General features: G+C 62.9%; 23 protein-coding genes. 14 read left to right on the forward strand and 9 right to left on the reverse strand.

The features are described 5' to 3' along the window. Positions 1–62: 62 nt before the first annotated feature. Complete coding sequence (locus KBY75_RS06120; RefSeq protein ID WP_255023339.1) at positions 63–1331, reverse strand: methionine gamma-lyase family protein; 1269 nt, start codon at positions 1329–1331, stop codon at positions 63–65. Between the two features lie 130 nt (positions 1332–1461). Between KBY75_RS06120 and KBY75_RS06125 the strand changes: the two genes are divergently transcribed. Beyond that, positions 1462–2367, forward strand: a complete 906-nt coding sequence (locus KBY75_RS06125; protein WP_255023340.1) for a fatty acid desaturase — start codon at positions 1462–1464, stop codon at positions 2365–2367. On the opposite strand, the gene KBY75_RS06130 is transcribed toward KBY75_RS06125, so the two are convergent. Continuing rightward, positions 2364–3161: a hypothetical protein gene (locus KBY75_RS06130; RefSeq protein WP_255023341.1), complete on the reverse strand. Its 798-nt coding sequence runs from the start codon at positions 3159–3161 to the stop codon at positions 2364–2366. The genes KBY75_RS06125 and KBY75_RS06130 overlap by 4 nt on opposite strands. 55 nt (positions 3162–3216) lie before the next feature. Between KBY75_RS06130 and KBY75_RS06135 the strand changes: the two genes are divergently transcribed. The 8 genes from KBY75_RS06135 (at position 3217) to KBY75_RS06170 (ending at position 11857) form a co-directional block, all read left to right on the forward strand. Beyond that, entirely contained in the window at positions 3217–4188 is a 972-nt protein-coding gene (locus KBY75_RS06135) for a fatty acid desaturase (RefSeq protein ID WP_255023342.1), read from the forward strand. Between the two features lie 64 nt (positions 4189–4252). Continuing rightward, positions 4253–4711, forward strand: coding sequence for a 50S ribosomal protein L9 (rplI, locus tag KBY75_RS06140; protein WP_106502692.1), 459 nt, complete (start codon positions 4253–4255; stop codon positions 4709–4711). A 133-nt stretch (positions 4712–4844) separates the two neighbouring features. Beyond that, a complete protein-coding gene (gene dnaB, locus KBY75_RS06145) occupies positions 4845–6239 on the forward strand; it encodes a replicative DNA helicase (RefSeq protein ID WP_106502691.1) in 1395 nt (464 codons plus the stop codon). Between the two features lie 3 nt (positions 6240–6242). Beyond that, entirely contained in the window at positions 6243–7022 is a 780-nt protein-coding gene (locus KBY75_RS06150) for a hypothetical protein (protein ID WP_255023343.1), read from the forward strand. A 30-nt stretch (positions 7023–7052) separates the two neighbouring features. Beyond that, entirely contained in the window at positions 7053–9023 is a 1971-nt protein-coding gene (gene mnmG, locus KBY75_RS06155; protein ID WP_255023344.1) for a tRNA uridine-5-carboxymethylaminomethyl(34) synthesis enzyme MnmG, read from the forward strand. 13 nt (positions 9024–9036) lie between these two features. Next, a complete protein-coding gene (locus KBY75_RS06160) occupies positions 9037–10005 on the forward strand; it encodes a hypothetical protein (RefSeq protein ID WP_255023345.1) in 969 nt (322 codons plus the stop codon). 35 nt (positions 10006–10040) lie between these two features. Further along, complete coding sequence (locus tag KBY75_RS06165) at positions 10041–10646, forward strand: hypothetical protein (protein ID WP_255023346.1); 606 nt, start codon at positions 10041–10043, stop codon at positions 10644–10646. A gap of 197 nt (positions 10647–10843) precedes the next feature. Next, on the forward strand, positions 10844–11857 hold the full coding sequence (locus KBY75_RS06170; protein WP_255023347.1) for a polysaccharide pyruvyl transferase family protein: 1014 nt from the start codon (positions 10844–10846) through the stop codon (positions 11855–11857). Here the strand turns inward: KBY75_RS06170 and KBY75_RS06175 are convergent. Further along, positions 11852–12688 carry a glycosyltransferase family 2 protein gene (locus KBY75_RS06175; RefSeq protein WP_255023348.1) on the reverse strand — a complete coding sequence of 279 codons (837 nt, stop codon included), beginning with the start codon at positions 12686–12688 and terminating at the stop codon, positions 11852–11854. The genes KBY75_RS06170 and KBY75_RS06175 overlap by 6 nt on opposite strands. Beyond that, entirely contained in the window at positions 12685–13743 is a 1059-nt protein-coding gene (locus KBY75_RS06180; RefSeq protein WP_255023349.1) for a glycosyltransferase family 4 protein, read from the reverse strand. Before KBY75_RS06180 ends, KBY75_RS06175 begins: the two co-directional genes overlap by 4 nt. 89 nt (positions 13744–13832) lie before the next feature. On the opposite strand from KBY75_RS06180, the gene KBY75_RS06185 reads away from it, so the two are divergent. Both KBY75_RS06185 and KBY75_RS06190 read left to right on the forward strand, forming a co-directional pair. Then, positions 13833–14462 (forward strand): chorismate lyase, encoded by a 630-nt coding sequence (locus KBY75_RS06185; protein ID WP_254935431.1) that lies wholly within the window; start codon positions 13833–13835, stop codon positions 14460–14462. Between the two features lie 84 nt (positions 14463–14546). Next, positions 14547–15038 carry a hypothetical protein gene (locus tag KBY75_RS06190; RefSeq protein ID WP_255023350.1) on the forward strand — a complete coding sequence of 164 codons (492 nt, stop codon included), beginning with the start codon at positions 14547–14549 and terminating at the stop codon, positions 15036–15038. Here the strand turns inward: KBY75_RS06190 and KBY75_RS06195 are convergent. The 3 genes from KBY75_RS06195 to KBY75_RS06205 all read right to left on the reverse strand — a co-directional run bounded on the left by KBY75_RS06195 (position 14978) and on the right by KBY75_RS06205 (position 16687). After that, positions 14978–15499, reverse strand: a complete 522-nt coding sequence (locus KBY75_RS06195) for a DUF1269 domain-containing protein (RefSeq protein ID WP_106502683.1) — start codon at positions 15497–15499, stop codon at positions 14978–14980. The genes KBY75_RS06190 and KBY75_RS06195 overlap by 61 nt on opposite strands. Positions 15500–15548: 49 nt before the next feature. Then, a complete protein-coding gene (locus tag KBY75_RS06200; RefSeq protein ID WP_255023351.1) occupies positions 15549–16001 on the reverse strand; it encodes a hypothetical protein in 453 nt (150 codons plus the stop codon). Between the two features lie 140 nt (positions 16002–16141). Further along, on the reverse strand, positions 16142–16687 hold the full coding sequence (locus KBY75_RS06205; protein ID WP_254935427.1) for a SprT family zinc-dependent metalloprotease: 546 nt from the start codon (positions 16685–16687) through the stop codon (positions 16142–16144). A 111-nt stretch (positions 16688–16798) separates the two neighbouring features. Between KBY75_RS06205 and KBY75_RS06210 the strand changes: the two genes are divergently transcribed. Together KBY75_RS06210 and ligA are read left to right on the forward strand one after the other, a co-directional pair. Next, on the forward strand, positions 16799–17221 hold the full coding sequence (locus KBY75_RS06210; protein WP_254935426.1) for a hypothetical protein: 423 nt from the start codon (positions 16799–16801) through the stop codon (positions 17219–17221). A 10-nt stretch (positions 17222–17231) separates the two neighbouring features. Next, a complete protein-coding gene (gene ligA, locus KBY75_RS06215) occupies positions 17232–19292 on the forward strand; it encodes an NAD-dependent DNA ligase LigA (protein WP_255023352.1) in 2061 nt (686 codons plus the stop codon). Here the strand turns inward: ligA and KBY75_RS06220 are convergent. Together KBY75_RS06220 and KBY75_RS06225 are read right to left on the reverse strand one after the other, a co-directional pair. Then, positions 19289–20032: a TerB family tellurite resistance protein gene (locus KBY75_RS06220; protein ID WP_255023353.1), complete on the reverse strand. Its 744-nt coding sequence runs from the start codon at positions 20030–20032 to the stop codon at positions 19289–19291. The two genes, ligA and KBY75_RS06220, sit on opposite strands and share 4 nt — an antisense overlap. Before the next feature lie 44 nt (positions 20033–20076). Then, the gene (locus tag KBY75_RS06225) at positions 20077–20454 is read right to left on the reverse strand and encodes a hypothetical protein (RefSeq protein WP_255023354.1); all 378 of its coding nucleotides are present in this window, start codon (positions 20452–20454) and stop codon (positions 20077–20079) included. Between the two features lie 79 nt (positions 20455–20533). Between KBY75_RS06225 and KBY75_RS06230 the strand changes: the two genes are divergently transcribed. Then, positions 20534–20689 carry a hypothetical protein gene (locus KBY75_RS06230; RefSeq protein WP_255023355.1) on the forward strand — a complete coding sequence of 52 codons (156 nt, stop codon included), beginning with the start codon at positions 20534–20536 and terminating at the stop codon, positions 20687–20689. Positions 20690–20739 lie beyond the last annotated feature (50 nt).

The raw sequence follows: 20739 nt of genomic DNA on the forward strand, positions 1-20739 counted from the left end.
AGCAGCAAGGTGGCGCCAGTCTGTCGGCCCTGGAGTGATAACCAGCGGCGAGATCTGCGTAATCAGACCTGGTGGCCTGCCTGCGCCAGTGCCACCAGGGCCCGTTCCAGGGCGATCTGGGCATGGGCGCGGTGGGTGCCGCCCTGGGCAAACAGCACGTAGGGCTCCCGCAGCGGCGCATCGGCGGAAAACTCGCTGGTGCTGCCGTCGATGAAGGTGCCGCCAGCCATCACCAGGGCACTGGCGTAGCCGGGCATCGGCGCCGGCACCGGATCGAGGTAGGCGCCCACCGGTGATGCGGCCTGGAAGGCGCGGCAAACGGTTTTGAGCCGCTCGGGATCGCCGAGCCGCACCGCCTGGATCACATCGCTGCGGGGGGCACCGGGCAGGGGCTGCACCGCGTAGCCCAGATCCGAGAACACGGCCGCCACCAGCTCGCTGCAGATCAGGGCCTCAGCCACCATCTGGGGAGCCAGGAAAAGCCCCTGGGCCAGCAGGCGGTTGAGGTCGAAGCTGGTGCCCCCCTCGCCGCCGATGCCGGGCGCCGTGAGCCGGCAGCAGGCCTGCTCGACCAACTCAGCCCGGCCGGCCACGTAACCGCCGGTGGGGGCGATGGTGCCGCCGAGGTTTTTGATCAAGGAGCCGGCAATCAGATCGGCCCCCACCGCCGTGGGTTCCTGGGCCTCCACCAGCTCGCCGTAGCAGTTGTCGACAAACACGACGCAGCCGGGCTGGAGCGCTTTTACCCGCTCGCAGAGCAGGCCGATCTGGGCCACCGACAGGGACGGCCGCCAGCTGTAGCCGCAGCTGCGCTGGATCAGCACCATGCGGGTGGGCAGCGCCAGGGCCTCCTCCAGGCCGTCGAAATCGACCAGGCCTGCGTCGGTGAGCGCCAGCTCGGCGTAGGCGATGCCGAATTCCGCCAGGGAGCCCTGGCCGCTACCGCGGATGCCAATCACCTCCTCAAGGGTGTCGTAGGGGCGGCCAGTGAGGGCCAGCAGGCGGTCGCCGGGGCGCAGCACACCAAACAACGCCGCTGCTATGGCGTGGGTACCACTGACAAATTGCAGTCGCACGGCCGCGGCTTCCGCCTGCAGCACCCGGGCAAACACCCGATCGATTACCTCCCGGCCCTGGTCGCCATGGCCATAGCCGCTCACCGAAGCGAAGTGCTGGGTGCCGAGCCGCTCAGCGGCGAAAGCCTCAAGCACCCGGGCCAGCCGGGGCTGCACCTGGCTGGTGTGGTGGGCGGCGGCAGCGGCAGTGGCGGCCACGGCAGCGGCCACCCGTTCGGCGGCCTGACGGGCCAAGGCCTCCGCTGGATCCGCCATCTGCCTAACCCTCAGGGAGTCCCATGTTGCCGGGCGACGCCTAGCTAGATTTCCGCCGCTGCCCAGGCGTGAATCGGGCGAGCACCACCCGGAGAGTTCTTTGGTAGTCATCACCGATTCGGCCCAAGTTTTGGGTGCGGCCACACCCAGCGCGCTTGAGGATCAGCGCATCCGCGCTGCTGTATCCGAAAGGCGCCAACCCCTGCCGGGCCGCCAGCGCAAGTTCAAGGGGGGCACCACCAGCTTCATGCTGGCGATGCACGTGGGTGCGGTGTTTGCCCTGCTGCCGCGCTTCTGGAGCTGGCAGGCCGTGGTGGTGCTGGCGGTGCTCTATTGGACCACCGTGCTGGGGGTGACCCTGGGTCTGCACCGGATGCTGACCCACCGCAGCTTCAGTGCGCCCCTGTGGCTGGAGCACCTCCTGGTGCTGATGGGAGCCCTGGCCTGCCAGAGCGGCCCGATCGAATGGGTGGGACTGCACCGCCACCACCACAAGTATTCCGACCAACCCAACGACCACCACGACGCGGCCCGGGGCCTGTGGTGGGCCCACAGCGACTGGATGCTGCACGAAATCCCGGCCCTGCAACACGTGGGCCGGCTCACCGGCGACCTGCAGCGCGACCCCTTCTACCGCTGGCTGGATCGCTGGTTTCTGCTGCTGCAACTGCCGCTCGGCGTCGCGCTCTATTGGTATGGCGAGCTGGCCGGCGTCCATGGCGGCGGCCTGGGCCTGGTGCTCTGGGCGATCCCGTTGCGTCTGGTGATCGTGTATCACGTCACCTGGCTGGTGAATTCAGCCACCCACTTCTGCGGCTACCGCAACTTCAATTCCCCCGACCTTTCGCGCAATTGCTGGTGGGTGGCAATCCTGAGCTTCGGCGAGGGCTGGCACAACAACCACCACGCCTTCCCCCACTCAGCGCGCCACGGCCTGCGCTGGTTTGAGTTCGACATCACCTGGCAGCACATCAAGCTGCTGCGCAAGCTGGGCTGGGCTAAGCGAGTGCGGGAAGCGAGCTACAACCCCTCCTAAGGGCTAGCTGGCGGAGCCTGGAGCTGCTGCCTAATGGCAGCGGCTAGATCCAGTTTTGCCATGGCGCCGGTAGCCGTTAAACCCATGGCTTTGGCCTGCTGGCGCAGCAGCTCAAGAAACTGATCCGGCTCCAGCTCCGCCTCACCCGTCGCCCCAAGCCGAGCCAGGGTGAGGCGCAGATCTGGGAGTTCGCTGTCGAGCTCAGCTGCCGAAAAATCGCGCTGGCCGGCCATCACCTCGGCAAACCGCTCCCGCCGCTGCCGCTTCTCGACCGGATAGGCAGCCAGCACCGGCTCGCGGCACAAACGCCAGGGCCGCCCCGCCGTGAACAACTGGGCCAGGGCCGCACTCAAGGGCACCGCCTCGGCTGCATCGATACGCAGATCAAAGGCCACCGGCGGCTGGCGCAGGCCCACAAACACCTCAAGCAGTTCGCCGGGCCCCAGCACCGGAGCGCCCTCGTCCTGCACGGGCAGGGCGGATGTTTCCAGGGCCGCCACCAGCTCGGGGCTGTCGGCCAGGCGCTGGCGCAGGCCGTCGCCCAGGCTGCCGCCACGCACCTCGCAGGCCAGCAGCTGATTGATACGACCAAGGGCCAGGAACACCTCCGGGCCGGGGGAGGCCAGCTTGCCGTTGCGCAGCATTGAGAGCTGGGAGTTGTGGACCCGGCCCAGATCGAGGGCCTCAGCCAGGGCCGGCAACACCCGGTGCGACCAGCCGTTGCGCTCGTGCCACACCTTGATCAGATGGGCAAAAGCGACCCGGCCCGATAGGAGATCTTCCCGGTATCCCACGCGATATGGATCCGTATTGCTACTATTCTACCGATCAGTATGGAGTCGGTCCGTTATGGCCGCACCAGTTAGTCCCAGCGCACCAGCCACCCAGCGCCTTGCCACCCGCAAGCCCGCCTTCATCAACCAAGGCGTCAGCGGCCAGCGCCGCGCCGAGGCCCTGCACCGGCCGCGCCATGGCGAAGCCGCTAGCACCCAGGGGTCGAAAACCACCCCCTGGGTCACCATCGGCTTCATGGCCGTCATCCATGTGCTGGCGCTGGTTGCCCTGCTGCCCCAGTTCTGGAGCGTGCCCGCCGTGGCCAGCTTCCTGGTGCTCTATTGGGTCACCGCCTGCCTGGGCGTGACGATCGGCTACCACCGCATGCTCAGCCACCGTGCCTTCCGGGTACCCCAGTGGCTGGAGCGTTTCTTCGCCACCTGCGGCGCCCTCAGCTGCCAGCACGGCCCGATCGACTGGGTGGGCCTGCACCGCCACCACCACAAGTTTTCCGATACGGAAGTGGACCACCACACCAGCCTGAAGGGCTTCTGGTGGAGCCACATGGCCTGGATGCTCCAGCCCATCCCCGCCATGGCTGCCGTGCCCAGGTTCACCGGCGATATCGCCAGAGATCCCTACTACCGCTGGTTGAACACCAATTTCCTGTTGCTGCAGGCGCCCCTAGCGGCCCTGCTGTTTTGGATCGGCACCGCCACGGGCGCTGGTGGCTGGGCCCTGGTGCTCTGGGGCATCCCCCTGCGCCTGGTCGTTGTTTACCACTGCACCTGGCTGGTGAATTCAGCCACCCACCTTTGGGGCAGCGTTGCCCACGACAGCGGTGACGGCTCCCGCAACAACGCCTGGGTCGCGGCGCTCACCTTCGGCGAGGGCTGGCACAACAACCACCACTCCTTTCCCCACTCGGCTCGCCACGGCTTTGGCCCCCAAATCGATCTCACCTGGCAGCACATCCGCCTGATGCGCTTCCTGGGCCTGGCCAAGCACGTACGCCTGCCCGCAGCCGCTGCACCTCAGCGGACCTGAGGCCTGATCACCCCCTGATTTAAGGTGTTGGATCGGGTCTTGATCAATCTCCTAATTATTTGCCATGGCTAAGCGCGTTCAAGTCGTCCTCAACGCCGACGTTCTCAGCCTGGGAAAGAACGGTGATTTGGTGGAAGTAGCCCCCGGCTACGCCCGCAACTTCCTGGTTCCCACCGGCAAGGCCCAGCCCGTCACTGCAGCTGTGCTGCGCCAGGTGGAAGCGCGACGCGCCAAGGAGGCGGAGCGTCAGGCAGCCCTCAAGGCTGAGGCGATCGCCTTCCGCACCGCCCTCGACACGATCGGCCGCTTCACGGTCAAGAAGCAGACTGGCGGCGACGACGTGCTGTTTGGCACCGTTACCAACGGTGACGTGGCCGAAGCGATCGAAGCTGCCACCAAGAAAGAGGTCGATCGCCGCGACATCACGGTGCCCGAAATCCACCGCACCGGCTCCTACAAGGTTCAGGTGAAACTCCACCCCGAAGTCACCGCCGAGCTCAACCTGGAAGTCGCCAGCTTCTGAGGCCAAAGCCAGCAGTTGAAACCCCAGGGATAGGGCAGCTTGTGTGTTGAACCCCCACCGGTAGGGCCCGTGGGGTGGCCAAATAGCGCCGCGGCGCTCAAGATTGCCCTCCTGGCTAAGCGCCCCCAAGATCATGGTGAGCGTTCCCCTCAACCAATCCAGCAGCCGCGAATCCCGTTCAGACGGGCGCTCGGAAGCCCGTTTTGAGGCCCTGCCCGATTCGGTGCCGCCCCAGAACCTCGAGGCTGAAGAGGCCGTGCTGGGCGGCATCCTGCTGGACCCAGACGCCATCGGCCGCATCGCAGACGTGCTGCAGGCCGAGGCCTTTTATCTCGGCGCCCACCGCGAGATCTACCGCACGGCGGTGATGTTGCACAGCCAGGGCAAACCCACCGACCTCACGGCGATGTGCGCCTGGTTGGCGGACACCGGTGCCCTGGAGAAGGTTGGCGGTCAGGGCCGGCTGGTGGAGCTGGTGGAGCGCATCACCTCGACAGCCTCGATCGACCAGGTGGCTCGCCTGGTGATGGACAAGTTTTTGCGGCGCCAGTTGATTCGCTCCGGTAACGAGGTGATCGCCCTGGGCTTTGATCAGAGCAAGCCGATGGAGCAGGTGCTCGATGAGGCCGAGCAAAAGATCTTCGCGATCAGCCAGGAGAAGCCCAGCACCGGCCTCACCCCCACAGCCGAGATCCTCACCAGCACCTTCAACGAGATCGAGAGCCGCTCACTGGGCACCGCCGTGGCCGGCATCCCGTGCAACTTCTACGACCTTGATGCCATCACCCAGGGCCTGCAGCGCAGCGACCTCATTATTGTGGCCGGCCGGCCGGCGATGGGCAAAACCTCAATCGTGCTCAACATCGCCAAAAACGTCGCCCAGCTGCACCAGCTGCCGGTGTGTGTGTTCTCCCTGGAGATGAGCAAGGAGCAGCTCACCTACCGCCTGCTGTCGATGGAGGTGGGCATCGAAAGCGGACGGCTGCGCACCGGCCGGCTGCAACAGGAGGAGTGGCCCCTGCTGGGCCAGGGCATTAACAGCCTCGGCCAGCTGCCCCTTTTCCTCGACGACAAACCCAACTCCGGCGTGCTGGAGATGCGTTCCCTCTGCCGCAGGCTCATGGCCGAAACAGGCAAGGAGCTGGGCCTGATCGTGATCGACTACCTGCAGCTGATGGAGGGCTCCACCCCCGACAACCGGGTGCAGGAGCTCAGCCGCATCACCCGGGGCCTCAAGGGCATGGCCCGCGAGCTCAACGTGCCGGTGATCGCCCTTTCCCAGCTGAGCCGCGGCGTCGAATCGCGCACCAACAAGCGCCCGATGCTCAGTGACCTGCGCGAATCGGGCTCGATCGAGCAGGACGCAGACCTGGTGCTGATGATCTACCGAGACGAGTACTACAACCCGGAAACCCCCGACCGGGGCATCACCGAAGTGATCGTGACCAAGCACCGCAACGGCCCGGTGGGCACAGTCAAGCTGTTGTTTGAGCCGCAGTTCACCCGCTTCCGCAACCTGGCGGCTTGAGCGGTGCCGCCTACGCAAGCGCCCCTCAAAGTAGTGACGGTGCAAACCGGCGATCGCTACCCCGATCTTTGGGTGAGCCGGCTGGCGGCGATGGTGGCCAGGCAGTTGGGTGAACCCCATCACTTCATCATCTACACCGAAAGGCCCGAACCAGGTCGCTTTGGCGAGCCGTCCGCCAGCCATCAACAGCTGGTGCAACAGGACCTAGAGGAGGGCAGGCTGCGGGGCTATTTCAGCAAGCTGCGCCTGTTTGATCAGGCCCTCACGGGCAGCGATCCCTTCCTGTTTCTCGACTCCACGCTGGTGATCAGGGCCGACCTAGCCCCCCTAGTGGAGCTCGGCCGCAACGCAAGCGCCAGCCTGATGGGCGTGCGCGACTGGAACTACCCGATCCTCAATTCCTCGGTGCTGTGGTGCCGGCCCGACGCCCACACCCAGGCGGTGTGGCAGTGCTGGCAGGAGGGCCGCTACGCCGGAGCACATTTTGCTGGCGACCAGAACTTCATCTTCCGTGTCTTCCAGGAGCTGGCACCGGCAGCTCTTGCCTATTGGCCTGAAGAGCTGGTGCGCTCCTACAAGGTCCTGCGCAAGCTCGCCAGCCGCGATGCCGCCGCCGCCCGAAGCCAGCTAGAAGCCTGCACAATCCTCAAATTCCACGGCCGGCCCAAGCCCGAGGAAGTGCTGCACCCCTGGCGCCATCCCCAACGCACGATCCTGCGCCATCCACTCCAGCCCAAGCTCTGGGGCTACCTCGCCGGCGAGATCCGCAAACACTGGCACTGAAAAAGGCAGGTTTGGCTCTTAAATAAACAAATGCCGTTCAGCACCCCAGCCAGCCAGACGTGCGTCGAACCCTGCACCGAGCACTTCGACTTGATCGTGGTGGGCGGCGGCCACGCCGGCTGTGAGGCCGCCATCACCGCCGCTCGGCTAGGGCTAAACACGGCCCTGTTTTCACTCAACCTCGATCGCATCGCCTGGCAGCCCTGCAACCCGGCGGTGGGCGGTCCGGCCAAGAGCCAGCTGGTGCACGAGGTGGATGCCCTCGGCGGCGTGATCGGCCGGCTGGCCGATGCCACGGCCCTACAGAAGCGGGTGCTCAATGCCAGCCGCGGCCCCGCTGTGTGGGCCCTACGCGCCCAGACCGACAAGCGCCAGTACGCCCGCCAGATGCTGCAGCTGCTGCAGCACACGCCAAACCTGGCCCTGCGCGAAGCGATGGTGACCGGGCTGGTGGTGGCGGGCACCCCCGGCGAGGACGCCCGCATCAGCGGCATCAGCACCTACTTCGGCAGCAGCTACGGCGCCGCCGCCGTAATCCTCACCACCGGCACCTTCCTGGGCGGTCAGATCTGGGTGGGCAACCAGTCGATGAGCGCCGGCCGGGCAGGAGAGCAGGCCGCCGTTGGCCTCAGCGAAGCCCTCGAGGCGCTGGGCTTCCAAATGGGCCGACTCAAAACTGGCACCCCAGCCCGGGTAGACCGGCGCAGCATCGCCCTCGACCAACTTGAAGAGCAGCCAAGCGATGCCGTAGATCGCTTCTTCTCCTTTGATCCGGCCTCCTGGGTGAGCGGCGAGCAGATGAGCTGCCACATGACCCGCACCACGGCCGCCACCCACCAGCTGATCCGCGACAACCTGCACCTCACCCCCATCTACGGCGGCTTCATCGACAGCAAGGGCCCCCGCTACTGCCCCTCAATCGAAGACAAAATCGTGCGCTTCGCCGACAAGGAAAGCCACCAGATCTTTCTCGAACCCGAAGGCCGCGACACCCCGGAGATTTACGTGCAGGGCTTCTCCACCGGCCTGCCGGAGCGGCTGCAGCTCGAGCTGCTGCGCACCCTGCCGGGCCTGGAGCAATGCGTGATGCTGCGGCCCGCCTACGCCGTCGACTACGACTACCTGCCCGCCACCCAGCTCAAGCCGTCGCTGGAAACCAAGCGGGTAGCCGGGCTGTTTTGCGCCGGCCAGCTCAACGGCACCACCGGCTACGAGGAAGCCGCGGCCCAGGGCCTGGTGGCTGGCCTTAACGCCGCTCGCCTGGTGCGCGACCAAGAGCCGGTGCACTTCCCCAGGGAGGGCAGCTACATCGGCACCATGATCGACGACCTGATCTGCAAGGATCTACGCGAGCCCTACCGCGTACTCACCAGCCGCAGTGAATACCGGCTGGTGTTGCGGAGCGACAACGCCGACCGGCGCCTCACCCCCCTAGGGCGAGAGCTGGGCCTGATCGACGAGCGGCGCTGGGCCATCTACACAGCCAAACAACAAGCCATCAGCGGCGAAAAACAGCGCCTGGAATCGGTGCGGCTCAAGGGCAGCGATCCTGCCGCCGCCGCCGTGGAGACCCAAACCCAAGCGCCCATCAGGGGATCGATAACCTTGGCCGACCTGCTGCGCCGCTCCGGCTTCCACAGCAGCGATCTGGTGCGCCTAGGCCTGGCGCCGGCGGAGTTGCCAAGCGACGTGCGTGAGGGCGCTGAGATCGACATCAAATACAGCGGCTACCTGGCCCGTCAGCAGCAGCAGATCGACCAGGTGAAAAAGCAGGAGCACCGGGCCTTACCAGCAGACGTGGATTACGCAAACATTGCCACCCTTTCAAAGGAAGCCCGCGAAAAACTCAACTCAATCCAACCCCTCAGCCTCGGCCAAGCCGCCCGCATCCCCGGGGTTAGCCCTGCCGACGTCACGGCCCTGCTGCTCTGGCTGGAGCTACGCAAACGCCAAAACTCGTCAAGTCAGCAAAGGGCCGGTAATCTTGATCCCATTAGGTAAGAGGTAGCAGCAAGTGAGTCCGGTACGAGGCATACCCACCTCCCGGGCCTACTGGGAGCTCAAGGCAGAGCAGGTGCTCAATCGGGTGTTCGAACCCGAAAAGCCGATTGAGGTGGAGGTCTGCGACACGCCTGCAGCATTTTCCGATGCCGGCAGCATCCCCGTAGAGCTGCACGACCTGCCGCCAGCAGCAGTCTCTAACGCTGCTCCGTCTAATTCTGCTGCGTCTAAGCCCCCTGCCTCCAGGCCAGCCCCAGCTAAACAACCGACTTCCAAACCAAAGCCAGCTTCAGCAAGGCGCCGCCCAGCCTCGGCGGCCAAACCCTTGCAGCGGCTTGCAGATCAGGTTGGCCGCCAGCCCAGCCTGCTTCTGGCAGGCGCCAGTGTGACGGTGATGGTGGTAGCAGGAATGGCCCTGGCCGTGCTCGGCCTCTGGAACCAGAGCCAGCAGGCCATCCGCCAGGAGCGCAACATGCTGCTGATCGAGCGGCTGCGCACCATGGGGCCAGGCACAACCCCAGCCCAAGCAAACGAGCCCGCCCAGGCAGCCACCGCAGTTGGGGCAGGGGAAGACGGAGAGCTGCCCCCACCGCCGCCAGGCGAACCCTGGATGGAAGAGCTGGCAACCCTGCCAGCCAGCAGCGCCCCAGCAGCGGACGTACTCAAAGTACCCATCAACAGCCGCATCACCAGTCCGGCACCCGCTGCCACCGGCTCAGCCAGCAGCCCTGGGGGCAGCGCCTCGAGTGGTGGTGGTGGCAATAGTGGCGGTGGTGGTAACGCTCCCCAGCTCGTGGGAGTGGTGCAGGTGCCAGGGCAAAGCGGCTCAGCAATCTTTCAATTGGGGGGTAGCTCTACCAGCGCCGCCGTGGGCGAGAGCATCGGCAGCAGCGGCTGGCGCTTGCGCTCTGCCAGTGGTGATACGGCGGTCATTGAAAAGGGCGGCGAACAACGCCGCATCAGCATCAGCAGCGGCTACTAAGAACCCTTGCCCCAAGTCCCACCAAGTAGCCAGACATGGATGAGATAGCCATTGTTGGCAATGGCGAACTAAAACAAGCTGATCTAACCGCAATCGAGCAGGCAAATCTGATAGTTCGCTTCAACTCACCTCCCCCGAGCCATATATACGCAGCCGCGAAAACCGACATCCTCGTGCTTTCGAATTCATCCAAGCAAACCAGTCAGCTTTTAGGATGCAGCCAATACATCAAAGGACCAATATTTAGACAAGCTAAATCCCTAATGCTTCCCTATCACCCCCAAATAATTGCTAAATACATGCCAAAACCAAATCCCCTTTCCTGGCTAAAGGGGAGACGGGCCGACCTCACTCAGCAATGTAAAGACCTGGCAAGCCAGCACCAAAAGCCTTGCACAACTCTGAGCGCAGAGGCCTACCAGAAAGCTTGCCAGTCCCTTCAGATTGAAGGCATGGGGTTACGGAGCAGATTCCCAAGCAGCGGCTTGTTAGCCGTAAGGCATATTGTTGACCTGCATGCAAAGAGATCCAATATCAGACTATTTGGCTTTGGCTTCCAAGGCTGGAAGCGACACGACTGGAGCCGCGAAAGAGCGTACATTGAAAATTTAGCAGCGAACCAAGTACTAAACCTTAACTAATGCCAATGCGTCGAATTAAGGCCCTATTCATTAATGATACGGACGGCCGAGAGAATGTCGGCTGCCGGCTAACAAGCCGCTTACTTAAGCGAAATCTGACTCAGGCTTTTGCGCTCAATGGCTTAGAACTTCAGCTAATCCCAGCGCCATGGCGATTTGGGCGAAGTGTTGGGATTCAAATAGCATCTAGGCTCCTCATGGCAGACATGAGAAAACCAAGTCTTGCCGGAATGAACGCCCTTGCGGCCCATGAATATGGCGAATATTGCGTTAGAACACTAGGGTCTTATGATTTAGCCATCTTCCAGCCAGAGGGAACAGTTAACGAGTGGGATGGGCCGATGCGCATGCTCAGACTACTCTCCCTCCCCCTTTTATTTGGCAAAGCATATACGGCACCCCTAATTACAATAAACGGAACCTTCCCACTATTTAGCGACGAAAGATCGCAGCTCATTAAAACACTAATAAACTGGTCAGCACACTTCTCCGTGCGCGATCAATTCAGCGCAGAGGCTTACAAAGTCAACTTTGTTCCCGATGCCGCCTGCTCGTGGCAGCGCGCAAATATCAAACCACTATCTGATCGCACCCATCTACTGATAACCACCAGCGCCGGCCTAAACCGACAGGCCAATATTGAAACTGCAAGGCGGGCAATCGACTACTGCAAGCACTCCGGTCATTTGCCACTCGTGCTCACAAAGCAATGGCAAGATCTACTGCCTTTACGAGATACAATTTTAGAGCTTGGCGGTGAATTTTGCTATTATGAAGAACTGGAGGATGCAGCACAAAAAATCTCTAAATGCCGGCTTCATATCGGCGGTCGCTATCACATGGCAATTCTATGCGCCTGCATGGATGTACCCTCTTTTCTAGTTGCTGCCAATACCCACAAAAATGAGTGGCTAGCTCGCGATTCCCAGGGAATTACCCTCCTGGCGAATACAGGCCCAATAGCAGAAACAATCGAAGTAGAGCTGCAAAAGCTTTCACACGGCGACGTTATGCAAGGGATGCGCCAGCTAGGCAAAAAGCACACCCTGGAAGTATCAAAATTTGCCGAGATTTTTTCGCTCGGCCAATTAACTAAGGCTAGCCATAAAGATGCCACCTCCTATGACTTTAATGAATTGAGCACTTGCTGGCCTGGCGGCTCGAAACAATTAATTCAACGAACTCTTAGTGGTTTGAGAAATAAGTCATAGCCACTGATCTAAGCCAAGCTCAGCTCGCTTGATACGCAACCTGCGGGTCTCGGCACGTAACTCCTTGCTGCGATCCAGCATTTCAGGTGTGACATAACTATGGCGATGAAACAAATGCACAGGCACCGTAGAAAATCTTAGATGGCGCCCCCTAATGCCAGAGAAATTAAGTCGCCAGCCAAATTCCACGTCTTCGCCTCCATATTGCATCTGCTCATTAAATCCATTAACGGCAATAGCATCTGCTCGATAGCAGGATGAATTGTGTCCGTTCCAAGTTCGCTTCGTGGGGGTAAGACGATTAGCAAGTCGATCGAATGGCGCCACAAGCATTAGCTTGAGTAGCGATGCAGATGGCTGCAAACCATTACTGACCAGCCAAGCCGGCTTAAATACGCGACCCTGCTTAATATCCTCGAGCGAAATCAGGTGCGAAAGCGATTCTGGCAACTTCAAATAGCCACCAGTGAGAAAACTGCCAAAGCGCGCCCGCTCAGCATGCAGCTTCACCATATGAGGTTGGGGCACGCAGTCGCCATCAGTCAATAGCAGAAGCTCACCGGCGGACTTGGCAATTGCTTTATTGAGAATTCTACATTTCTGAAATCCTTGATCAGGCTGCCAGAGATGTATTAAAGGCACTGGACTGCGGCGACTCAGAGCTTCAATCAGTCGGCCCGTTTCCGCGGTCGAACCGTCATCGGCAACAATGATCTCAAAGGAACCATTAAAGCTTTGCAGAAAATAGCCCTCTAATACAAATTCAAGCCAACTCGGCGAATTATATGTGGAAATAATGACGCTTACATCTGGCCTGGCAGCCGCTCTCATTGCTGCTGACTCCTCGATTTGGTTAAGGACGTGGAGTACAGGGAATTGATCTGAGCCGCCTCCTCTTCAATAGAGAACTCCTGAAGCGCGACCATGCGGGCTTTCGCTGACATTACCTGGAGACGCCCTTCATCACTCATCAAGTCGCGAAGTGCGGCTGCCAACTGCAGGTGGTCACCGTTTTCGAAAATAAGACCAAATTCAGGCCGCACAATCCACGGCCAAGCTCCAGCCTGGGATGTGACCGGTACACAACCACTGGCCATAGCCTCCAGCGGGGTGAGGCCAAACCCTTCACGGCGCGATGCTGCAACACAAATCGAGGCCCGTTGATACCAACGCCGTATATCGACAGGATCAAGATCTCCCACAAAATGAATTCTTTGCTCTAGGCCAGCCAAGGCAATCTGCCGTCTTAAAGCGGCAAGATAAGCCTGATCACGGCGTTGACAAAGGCCCGTAATCACCCCCACCCAGCCAGGAAACTCGGGCAATAACGCAACCAATGCCTCCACCAGCAAATCAGTGCCCTTGCTGGGTCGGATTCGGCCAAAGCTGGCTATGCACTTGAGGCCTTCCATCCCCACTTCGGCCAGGGCTGCCTCTCGGTGTGCTGCAGGCTGAAACTGCTCGCAATCGACACCGTGAAAAATCACGGCATCACAGCGCTCAAGAAAGCCAGCTGATCGGGGCGATGTTGCGATCACCAAATCAGTGCAGCGGATCAACTGGCGCAACCACCAACCTGGTCGCTTTGGCGCTGCAGAGGTGAAGATCACCTGCCAGGGCTGACGCAGTAGGGAGCGCAGGACCAAACCCAGCAAGATCTCATTGTCACGACGCGCGTGCCAGATACGCCAGGGCCCTTTGTGGGGACTAGTCCAGCCCCAGCGCAGCAGGGCCCAGAGACCCAAACGGTCGGGCAATTCCAGGTTGCCTTGATCCCAGAGCCCAATTGCCAGGGTCTGGCGCTGACGCGGCAGCAGTGCCTTCACCGTGGCCGAAACGCCCGTGTAGCGGCGATGCAGGTTGAGCACGACCACGTCTGGAAGCATGCAGTTCGCCTCCTCCAGGCAGTTGCAAAGATTCTGACGAACGGGCAGCGTTCACGCTGGGCTAGCGAGCCTGATCAGGATGGGCCCAGATGATTGCGGAGCCCTCCGGCGTGAATCCCGGCAATTCCCTGATGGCCTCGCCCGTTCCAGTTGACGGCTGGGGGCAGGAAAACCTGCTGGGCTCCACGCTTGCGGCCAGGCTCAGCGGCCCCTGGCGCCTGCTGCTGCTGGGTGACGGCAGCCCCACCCGGCACCTGGAGTCGCTCACGGGCAAGCCGGTGGAGATCGAGCTGATCGCCATGGCGCCTGAGCCAGCCGGCCCCAGCACCGGCGCGCCACCGCCCCCGGAAATCGTCGAGCTCGATGGTCCCCTGCTGCGGCGTCAGGTATGGCTGCGCTGCGGCGACAAGACCCTGGCCTGGGCAGAGAGCTGGTGGAATCAAAGCCAGGCTGACGCCTACCTGCAGCAGCGGGAGCTACCGATCTGGCGCAGCCTGACGGTCAAGCGGGCTGAACTGTTCCGCGAGGTGGATGGCCTGGCCCTTGTTGCTGCTCCCTGGCTGGAGCAGCGCTTTGGCTTGCCGGGCCCCTTCTGGAGTCGCCACTACCGCTTCTTCCGCGGCGGCAAGGAGCTCACCGTGATTCGGGAGGTGTTCTCACCAGCCCTTGAGCACTGGCTGGGCCCAGCCAAGCTTTGTCACGATTTACAAACTCAGTAACGGCTTACAGCAATTCGAGGTTGACGGATTGACGCGCCTAGTGCTGTGCCCAGCATGGGGCCACTTGCGCCGGGGAGCCTGGCCATGACTACAAGCCCCTGGTTGAGCCTCACCGACCTCGGCCGCATCTACGGCATATCCGCCGTTCATTGCGGCCGGCTGCTCAGCGATGCCGGCCTGCGCCAGCAGAACGGTGCCCCCAGCAGTACGGCCCTGCAACAGGGCCTGGCCTATCAACACCATCCCCATGCCAGCTGCCCCAACGCCGTTTGGAACGGGGAAGGCTGCGCAACCCTGCTGCAGGAGCAGGGTCTGCGGCCAATGGCCGAGCGCAACCTGATCGACCAATGGGCAGACCTGCTCAGCGCCCTGGAGCAGGGGTCACCCTCGATCAACACCTCCGCCGAGGAAATGGCCAGCGACCTACCTGCAAATCTGGTTACCCAGGTGAATCAGGAGCTGCGCCAGCGGGGCTGCAACTTTCAGGTGGGAGCCCGCACCCCCAGCCCAGCGGCTCAACCCAAGCGCAGGGCCTCTGCCTGCAGGCGCGCCCGCTCCAGCAGCTCCCGCAACTGATCCTCGTCGGTATGGCTGAGGTTGCTGCGTAGCAACTTGGCGTGAGGAGCATGGGCGCGCAGGCGCTCAATCACCCGATCAGGCGTGGCTTCCCGCACCAGCAGGCACAGGGCCGCGCTGCCTCGGGGCAGGGTCTCGCCCAGCTCGCGCATGAAGCCATCGTTGATGCCGATGTCGGAAAGGGAGCCCGAGGCTGCGCCCACGCCCGCGCCCACGGCAGCACCCAGCAGGGGATTGAGAAACAACAGGCCCACCAGGGTGCCCCAAAAGCCACCGCCTAGGGCGCCAGCAGCGGTGAGATTGATGGCCTGACGCAGGTGCACCTGGCCCTCGCTGTCGTGCTCCACCACCACCGCATCCTCTAGGGCAATCAGCTGCTCACGCTGAATGTCCACCAGCTCGCGCCGCACCTGTTCGGCTTCTTCCGCCTTCGGAAAGCCAACCACCACAAGGCTGCCCATCTTGTAAATGCATTTGAGGCCAACCTAACCAGCTTGCCGGAGTGGGCCCTCAGCCACCAGCTCGGCGTCTGCTGGAGCGGGGCATGGCCCGCCCCGTGAGCTGGGACTGAGCTGGGGGCTGGGTTTGGGGCGCACTGGGCGGCTGCCGCTGCCAACGGGGCAGGGCGAAAGCGTCATCTTCGGGCCATTCTTCCTGCTCCCTTGCTTGCCTGGGCTGGCCCTGGGGTGGCGCGGCACTGCGACGAGAAATGGCATCAAGGCGGCGGCGCGGCCGGTCCTGGGAACCCAGTTCAGGGCGAGTCTCCTGCCAGGGCTCTCGCCAGTCGTCCTCGTCTTCAAGGATCCAATCGAGCTTGTTTTCCACCCAACGACCCAGGCCATCGAGCCGGCGGCCTTCACCCCGGTTGCCGCTGCGAGAGCCTGGGCGGGCGCCCGAGACGCCATCTACCAGCTGGCGGCCCGCACTCACCAGGCGATCTAGGTCTTTCCAGGATTCAGGCATGGTCCCAGGCTAAAGATCCAGCTAGCGACGACGACTCGCCCGCCAGCGCTCCCGGCCCATCCCCACCAAGGCAATGGTGAGGCCTCCGAATTCCAGGGTCCAGAGGAAAACGCCCATGGCAGTGCCGTGCTGCCGGGACCTTAGGTCGCCTGCTCAAATCGCAACAGACAACTGGCGTGCCAACGGCCGCCGTGCAGCCGATCGCAACAGAAGCGGCAGGCCAAACCCTGCACCCGGCGGCGGTAGGGGGCGCTGACGCCGCAATTGGGGCAACAGGCCAGCCAGCGGGGCGCCCTGGTGCTGGCGGGCACGGGATAGCGGTGGCGGATGCTCACCTTGAAGCCAGCCTGGGCGCCGTTGATAGCGGCCATGCGGGCGCGGAAGTGGGGGCCATGGGCCTCCTCGACACCCACCACCCGATCCACCCAGGCATGGATCATTTCGTGGCAGAGGGTGCTGAGGGTGGCTTCCTGGGGCAGGGGATCAAGCAGGGGCCGCGAAAGCACGATTTCGCACAGGGGCCGGCCATCGGCATGGCGTCCGCGCCGGTAGAGCCCGGCGGTGCGGCGCATGCGGCCGTCGCTCCAGCGCAGATCCACTAACCGCTGACCAGCAGGCGCCAGGCTGCCGTCAAACCATTCCCGGTCGAGCCGGTGAAACAGCGGCAAGAGAGGCTCAAGGGGCATGCCACCAGGCTGCACAGGGGCTGGGCGCATTGTGCCGAGCCCAGGCGCCAGGTCTCAAGATGCAGGGTCGTCGGTCAGACTCTGCACCTCTCAAGCGCAGCTGGAATCGAGATGGATTGGGGTATCGCCCGCGAGATCGGCACCAAGGCCCTAGCGGCCGGCGCAGGCTCCCTGCTGCTCTTCTGGACCGTGAACGCCGTGAAGCTGGTGCTCAGTGCCCGCGGCATCAACCCACTGATCAAGCAGTTCTTCACCCAGGTGGCCAGCGGCCAGGTGGACGGCGCTTACATGCTCACCACCAAGAACTACCGATCCCACGTCAACCGGCAGCAGTTCATCCGCTTTCTGGCGGGACTGCAGCTCAACAAATATCGCAACCTCAAATCCGGCCGGCCCCGGCTTGATGAAGGCCAGCTGATCCTCACGGTGAAGCTCAAAAGCGATGGCAAGGACGAGCTGCCCCTCGACTTCACCTTCGTCAAAATCGAAGAGCAGTGGCGGGTAGACCGGATCACCAAGCTCGCAGCGGCCTGATTCAGTTGCCGTGAGCGCCGCTCCCCCCAACCAGGCCCGCGCCGGCGAACTGAGGCGGCTGCTGCAAAGAGCCGCCCACGCCTACTACGTGCTGGATGCTCCAGAAATGGAGGATTCGGTCTACGACGGGCTCTACAAAGAGTTGCTGGAGCTGGAAGCAGCCCAGCCGGAGCTGATCACCCCAGATAGCCCTAGCCAGCGGGTGGGGGGCACTCCGGCTGAGGGGTTCAGCAGCGTGGAGCACCGCATCGGCCTGCTCAGCCTCGACAACGCCTTCAACCCGGGCGATTTAGAAGCCTGGTATAGCCGGCTGCTCAAGGTGCTCGACCGCACGGGCGATCTCGCCATGGTGGGGGAGCTGAAGATCGACGGCAACGCCCTAGCCCTCAGCTACGAGCAGGGGCTGTTGGTGCAGGCCGCCACCCGGGGCGACGGCGAGCGGGGCGAACAGATCACCGCCAACGTGCGCACCATCGCCTCGGTGCCCCTACGGCTGCAGCTCGAGAACCCACCTGCCTGGGTGGAGGTGCGCGGCGAAGCCCTGATCCCCGATGACACCTTTGCTGCCATCAACGCCGAGCGGGCGGCCCGCGGCGAGGCCCTGTTTGCCAACCCCCGCAACGCCTGCGCCGGCACCCTGCGCCAGCTGGATCCAAAAGTGGTGGCGGCGCGGCGGCTGGATTTCTTCGCCTACACCCTGCACCTGCCGGAGGAATGGCAGTCAGCTGGGGGGGACCCGCCGCGGCCCAGCAGCCAGTGGCAAAGCCTGCAATGGCTGCAGGCCGCAGGCTTCAAGGTGAACCCCAATGCCGAGCTGCTGCCGAATCTGGCGGCGGTGCAAGCCTTCTTCAGCGCCTGGGACACGGGCCGCCGCGCCCTGCCTTATGCCACCGATGGCGTGGTGGTGAAGCTCAACGACCTACGCCTCCAGGACGCTGCTGGCTTCACCCAAAAGGCACCTCGCTGGGCGATCGCCCTGAAATACGCCGCCGAGGAGGCGCCGAGCATCTTGCTGCGGCTGACCTGCCAGGTGGGGCGCACCGGGGTGGTAACCCCCGTGGCCGAATTTGAGCCGGTGCCCCTGGCCGGCACCACCGTGAGCCGAGCCACCCTGCACAACGCCGGCCGGCTGGCGGAACTGGATTTGCACGCCGGCGACACAATCGTGGTGCGCAAGGCCGGCGAGATCATCCCCGAGGTGGTGCGGGTGCTGAGCGAACTGAGGCCAGCGGGGGCCGTGCGGCTGGAGCTGCCCCAGGTATGCCCCGAGTGCGGCTCGGAGCTGGTGCGGGAGGAGGGCGAAGCGGCCACCCGCTGCGTCAATTCCAGCTGCCCGGCGATCCTGCGCGGCGCCCTGCGCCACTGGGTGAGCAAGGGGGCCCTGGATGTGGATGGCCTGGGAGCCAAGCTGATCGAGCAGCTGGTGGATCGGGGCCTGGTGGGCTCGATCGCCGACCTCTATGGCCTCGATGGGGCCCTGCTGGCCAGCCTGGAGCGCATAGGAGCCAAGAGCGCCGACAACCTAGTGGTCGCCCTGGCCGCATCCAAACAGCAACCATGGCACCGCCAGCTCTACGGCTTGGGCATCCACCACGTGGGCGAGGTGAACGCCAAAGCCCTGGCCAAGGCCTTTCCTAGTGCTGCTGATCTGGCGACCGCCACGGCCAACACACCCGAGTCGATCACCGCCGTGTTCGGCATTGGCGCTGAAATCGCCCAATCGCTGCAGCAGTGGTTTGCCACCCCCGCCAATCAACTGCTGCTGGAGGATCTGGAGCGGCTGGGCTTCTCGCTGGCAGCCGGGCCCGAGGAGCCTGGAACTGGGCCCGAGACGCCCCTAACCGGGCAGACTTTTGTGCTTACAGGCAGCCTGCCGTCTTTGAGCCGCAGCGCCGCCCAGGCCCTGATCGAGGCGGCCGGCGGCAAGGTGAGCGGCTCGGTTAGCAAGAAAACCAGCTACTTAGTGGCCGGAGAAGAAGCCGGCAGCAAGCTCAGCAAGGCCGAGAGTCTGGGGGTGGCGGTGCTGGATGAAGCGGGGCTACTGGAGCTGCTCAAGGCTGGATCTGGTTAAGGCTGGAGCAAAGCGATCACTTCAGCCATAGATCCCTCCTCATCGCCATCAAGGGTTTCCTTCACCTCAATGAGCTGCCTGCAAAGCTGCACGATCTGATTTTTTAGCGATGCATCCAGCAGCGCAAGCCGTTGCATGGCCAGCCTGAAATCATCGCGATTTGGCACAGGCTTCCAGGCCAGATCATGGGCGATCTCTTCAACTTGCAAGGCTCCACCTGTAAATCGCCCCGCCAGGTAGTGGGCAATTAGTTCTTTTTCGCGCCGCTGCAAAACCCCATCGGCACGCCCCACATATAAAATAACGGCCAATTCATCTTGGTGGCTTTGATAGAGACGGTCAAGCTGTCCCTGCTGACTAGCAGCATGGCTGGCCTCAAGAAAGGCGGGCAGATCATCGATCCGTTCGCCACTCTGCAAATCCAAACAGCGCTGCAGCGACTGGCTATTGAAATCCAGAAAACGCTTAAGTAGCTGACAGTGAGCTCCCAGAATTGCCTGATCTCCCTGCTTGCTAAGGCGATAGCGCTTAACGCGGATCTGCCCCCTCAAAGTTGTGCCATCAAGCTGAAGGTGATCAACCTCCAGCAACAGATTAATCGGTCGATCAGGCTGCCATTGCCCTAAATCGAAGGAGGTTGGCGCAGCAAAAGTTTTCTCGGCTAGGGGTTGCTCGGCTAGAGGTTGCCCGCCTTGGGGCCGGCGGCGTGAACGCCGAGCACCCAGTAGCCACAAAAGCAAGTCGATGGCCCTACCCCCAAGCAGGAAAAAGTTATGGGCAAAGATTAGGGATCAGACAGCGCTTCGGCGGGCCGCAACGCATCACTGCCGCAGCGCACACAAAAGCGGTGCTGGCCCGCTTGGCTGTAACCGCACTTGCCGCATACCTGCAGCACAGGCGCCACATTGCGCCCATCGGCAACCCCATCGCTCAAATCAAGCTCGGCCACCTTCTCCAGCAGCTGGGCTTCACTGAGCAGCCCTCCAGCCGCCAAGCTTTGCCTCAGCGCCTCAACGATGAGGGCAAGCCGCTGCATGCGCTCCTCAACGCCTACTAGGTAGGCAGTGAGGGCCTCCGGCGAGCCGATCTGACTTAGATCCGGGGGCTGGGGGGCTCGATCGATAGCCAGCCAATCCCAGGCGCTGGGTTGCGGGGGTTTCATCAGCTGTGAGCGCTCTACCCACTTAAGGCCCAAAAGCGAACCACAGTTCCCTTAAGGGGCTGCGCGGCAAGATGGCTTCATGGACCATCCCCTGCCGCAGGCCTACCGCTGGATCAAAACGGAGTGCGGTCGCGCCAAATACGACCAGCTCGCCGCCCAGCAGGGGCTGCTGGCAAAGCTGAGGCTGGCTTGGTTTGTGGTGATCGCAGCGCTGCGCGATTGGCGGCTGCCCTAAGGCAGGCAATAAAAAAGCCCCCCTTTCGGGGGGCAAGTGAATCCGAGCTG

Source organism: Cyanobium sp. T1G-Tous (assembly GCF_024345455.1).
Lineage (GTDB): Bacteria > Cyanobacteriota > Cyanobacteriia > PCC-6307 > Cyanobiaceae > Cyanobium_A.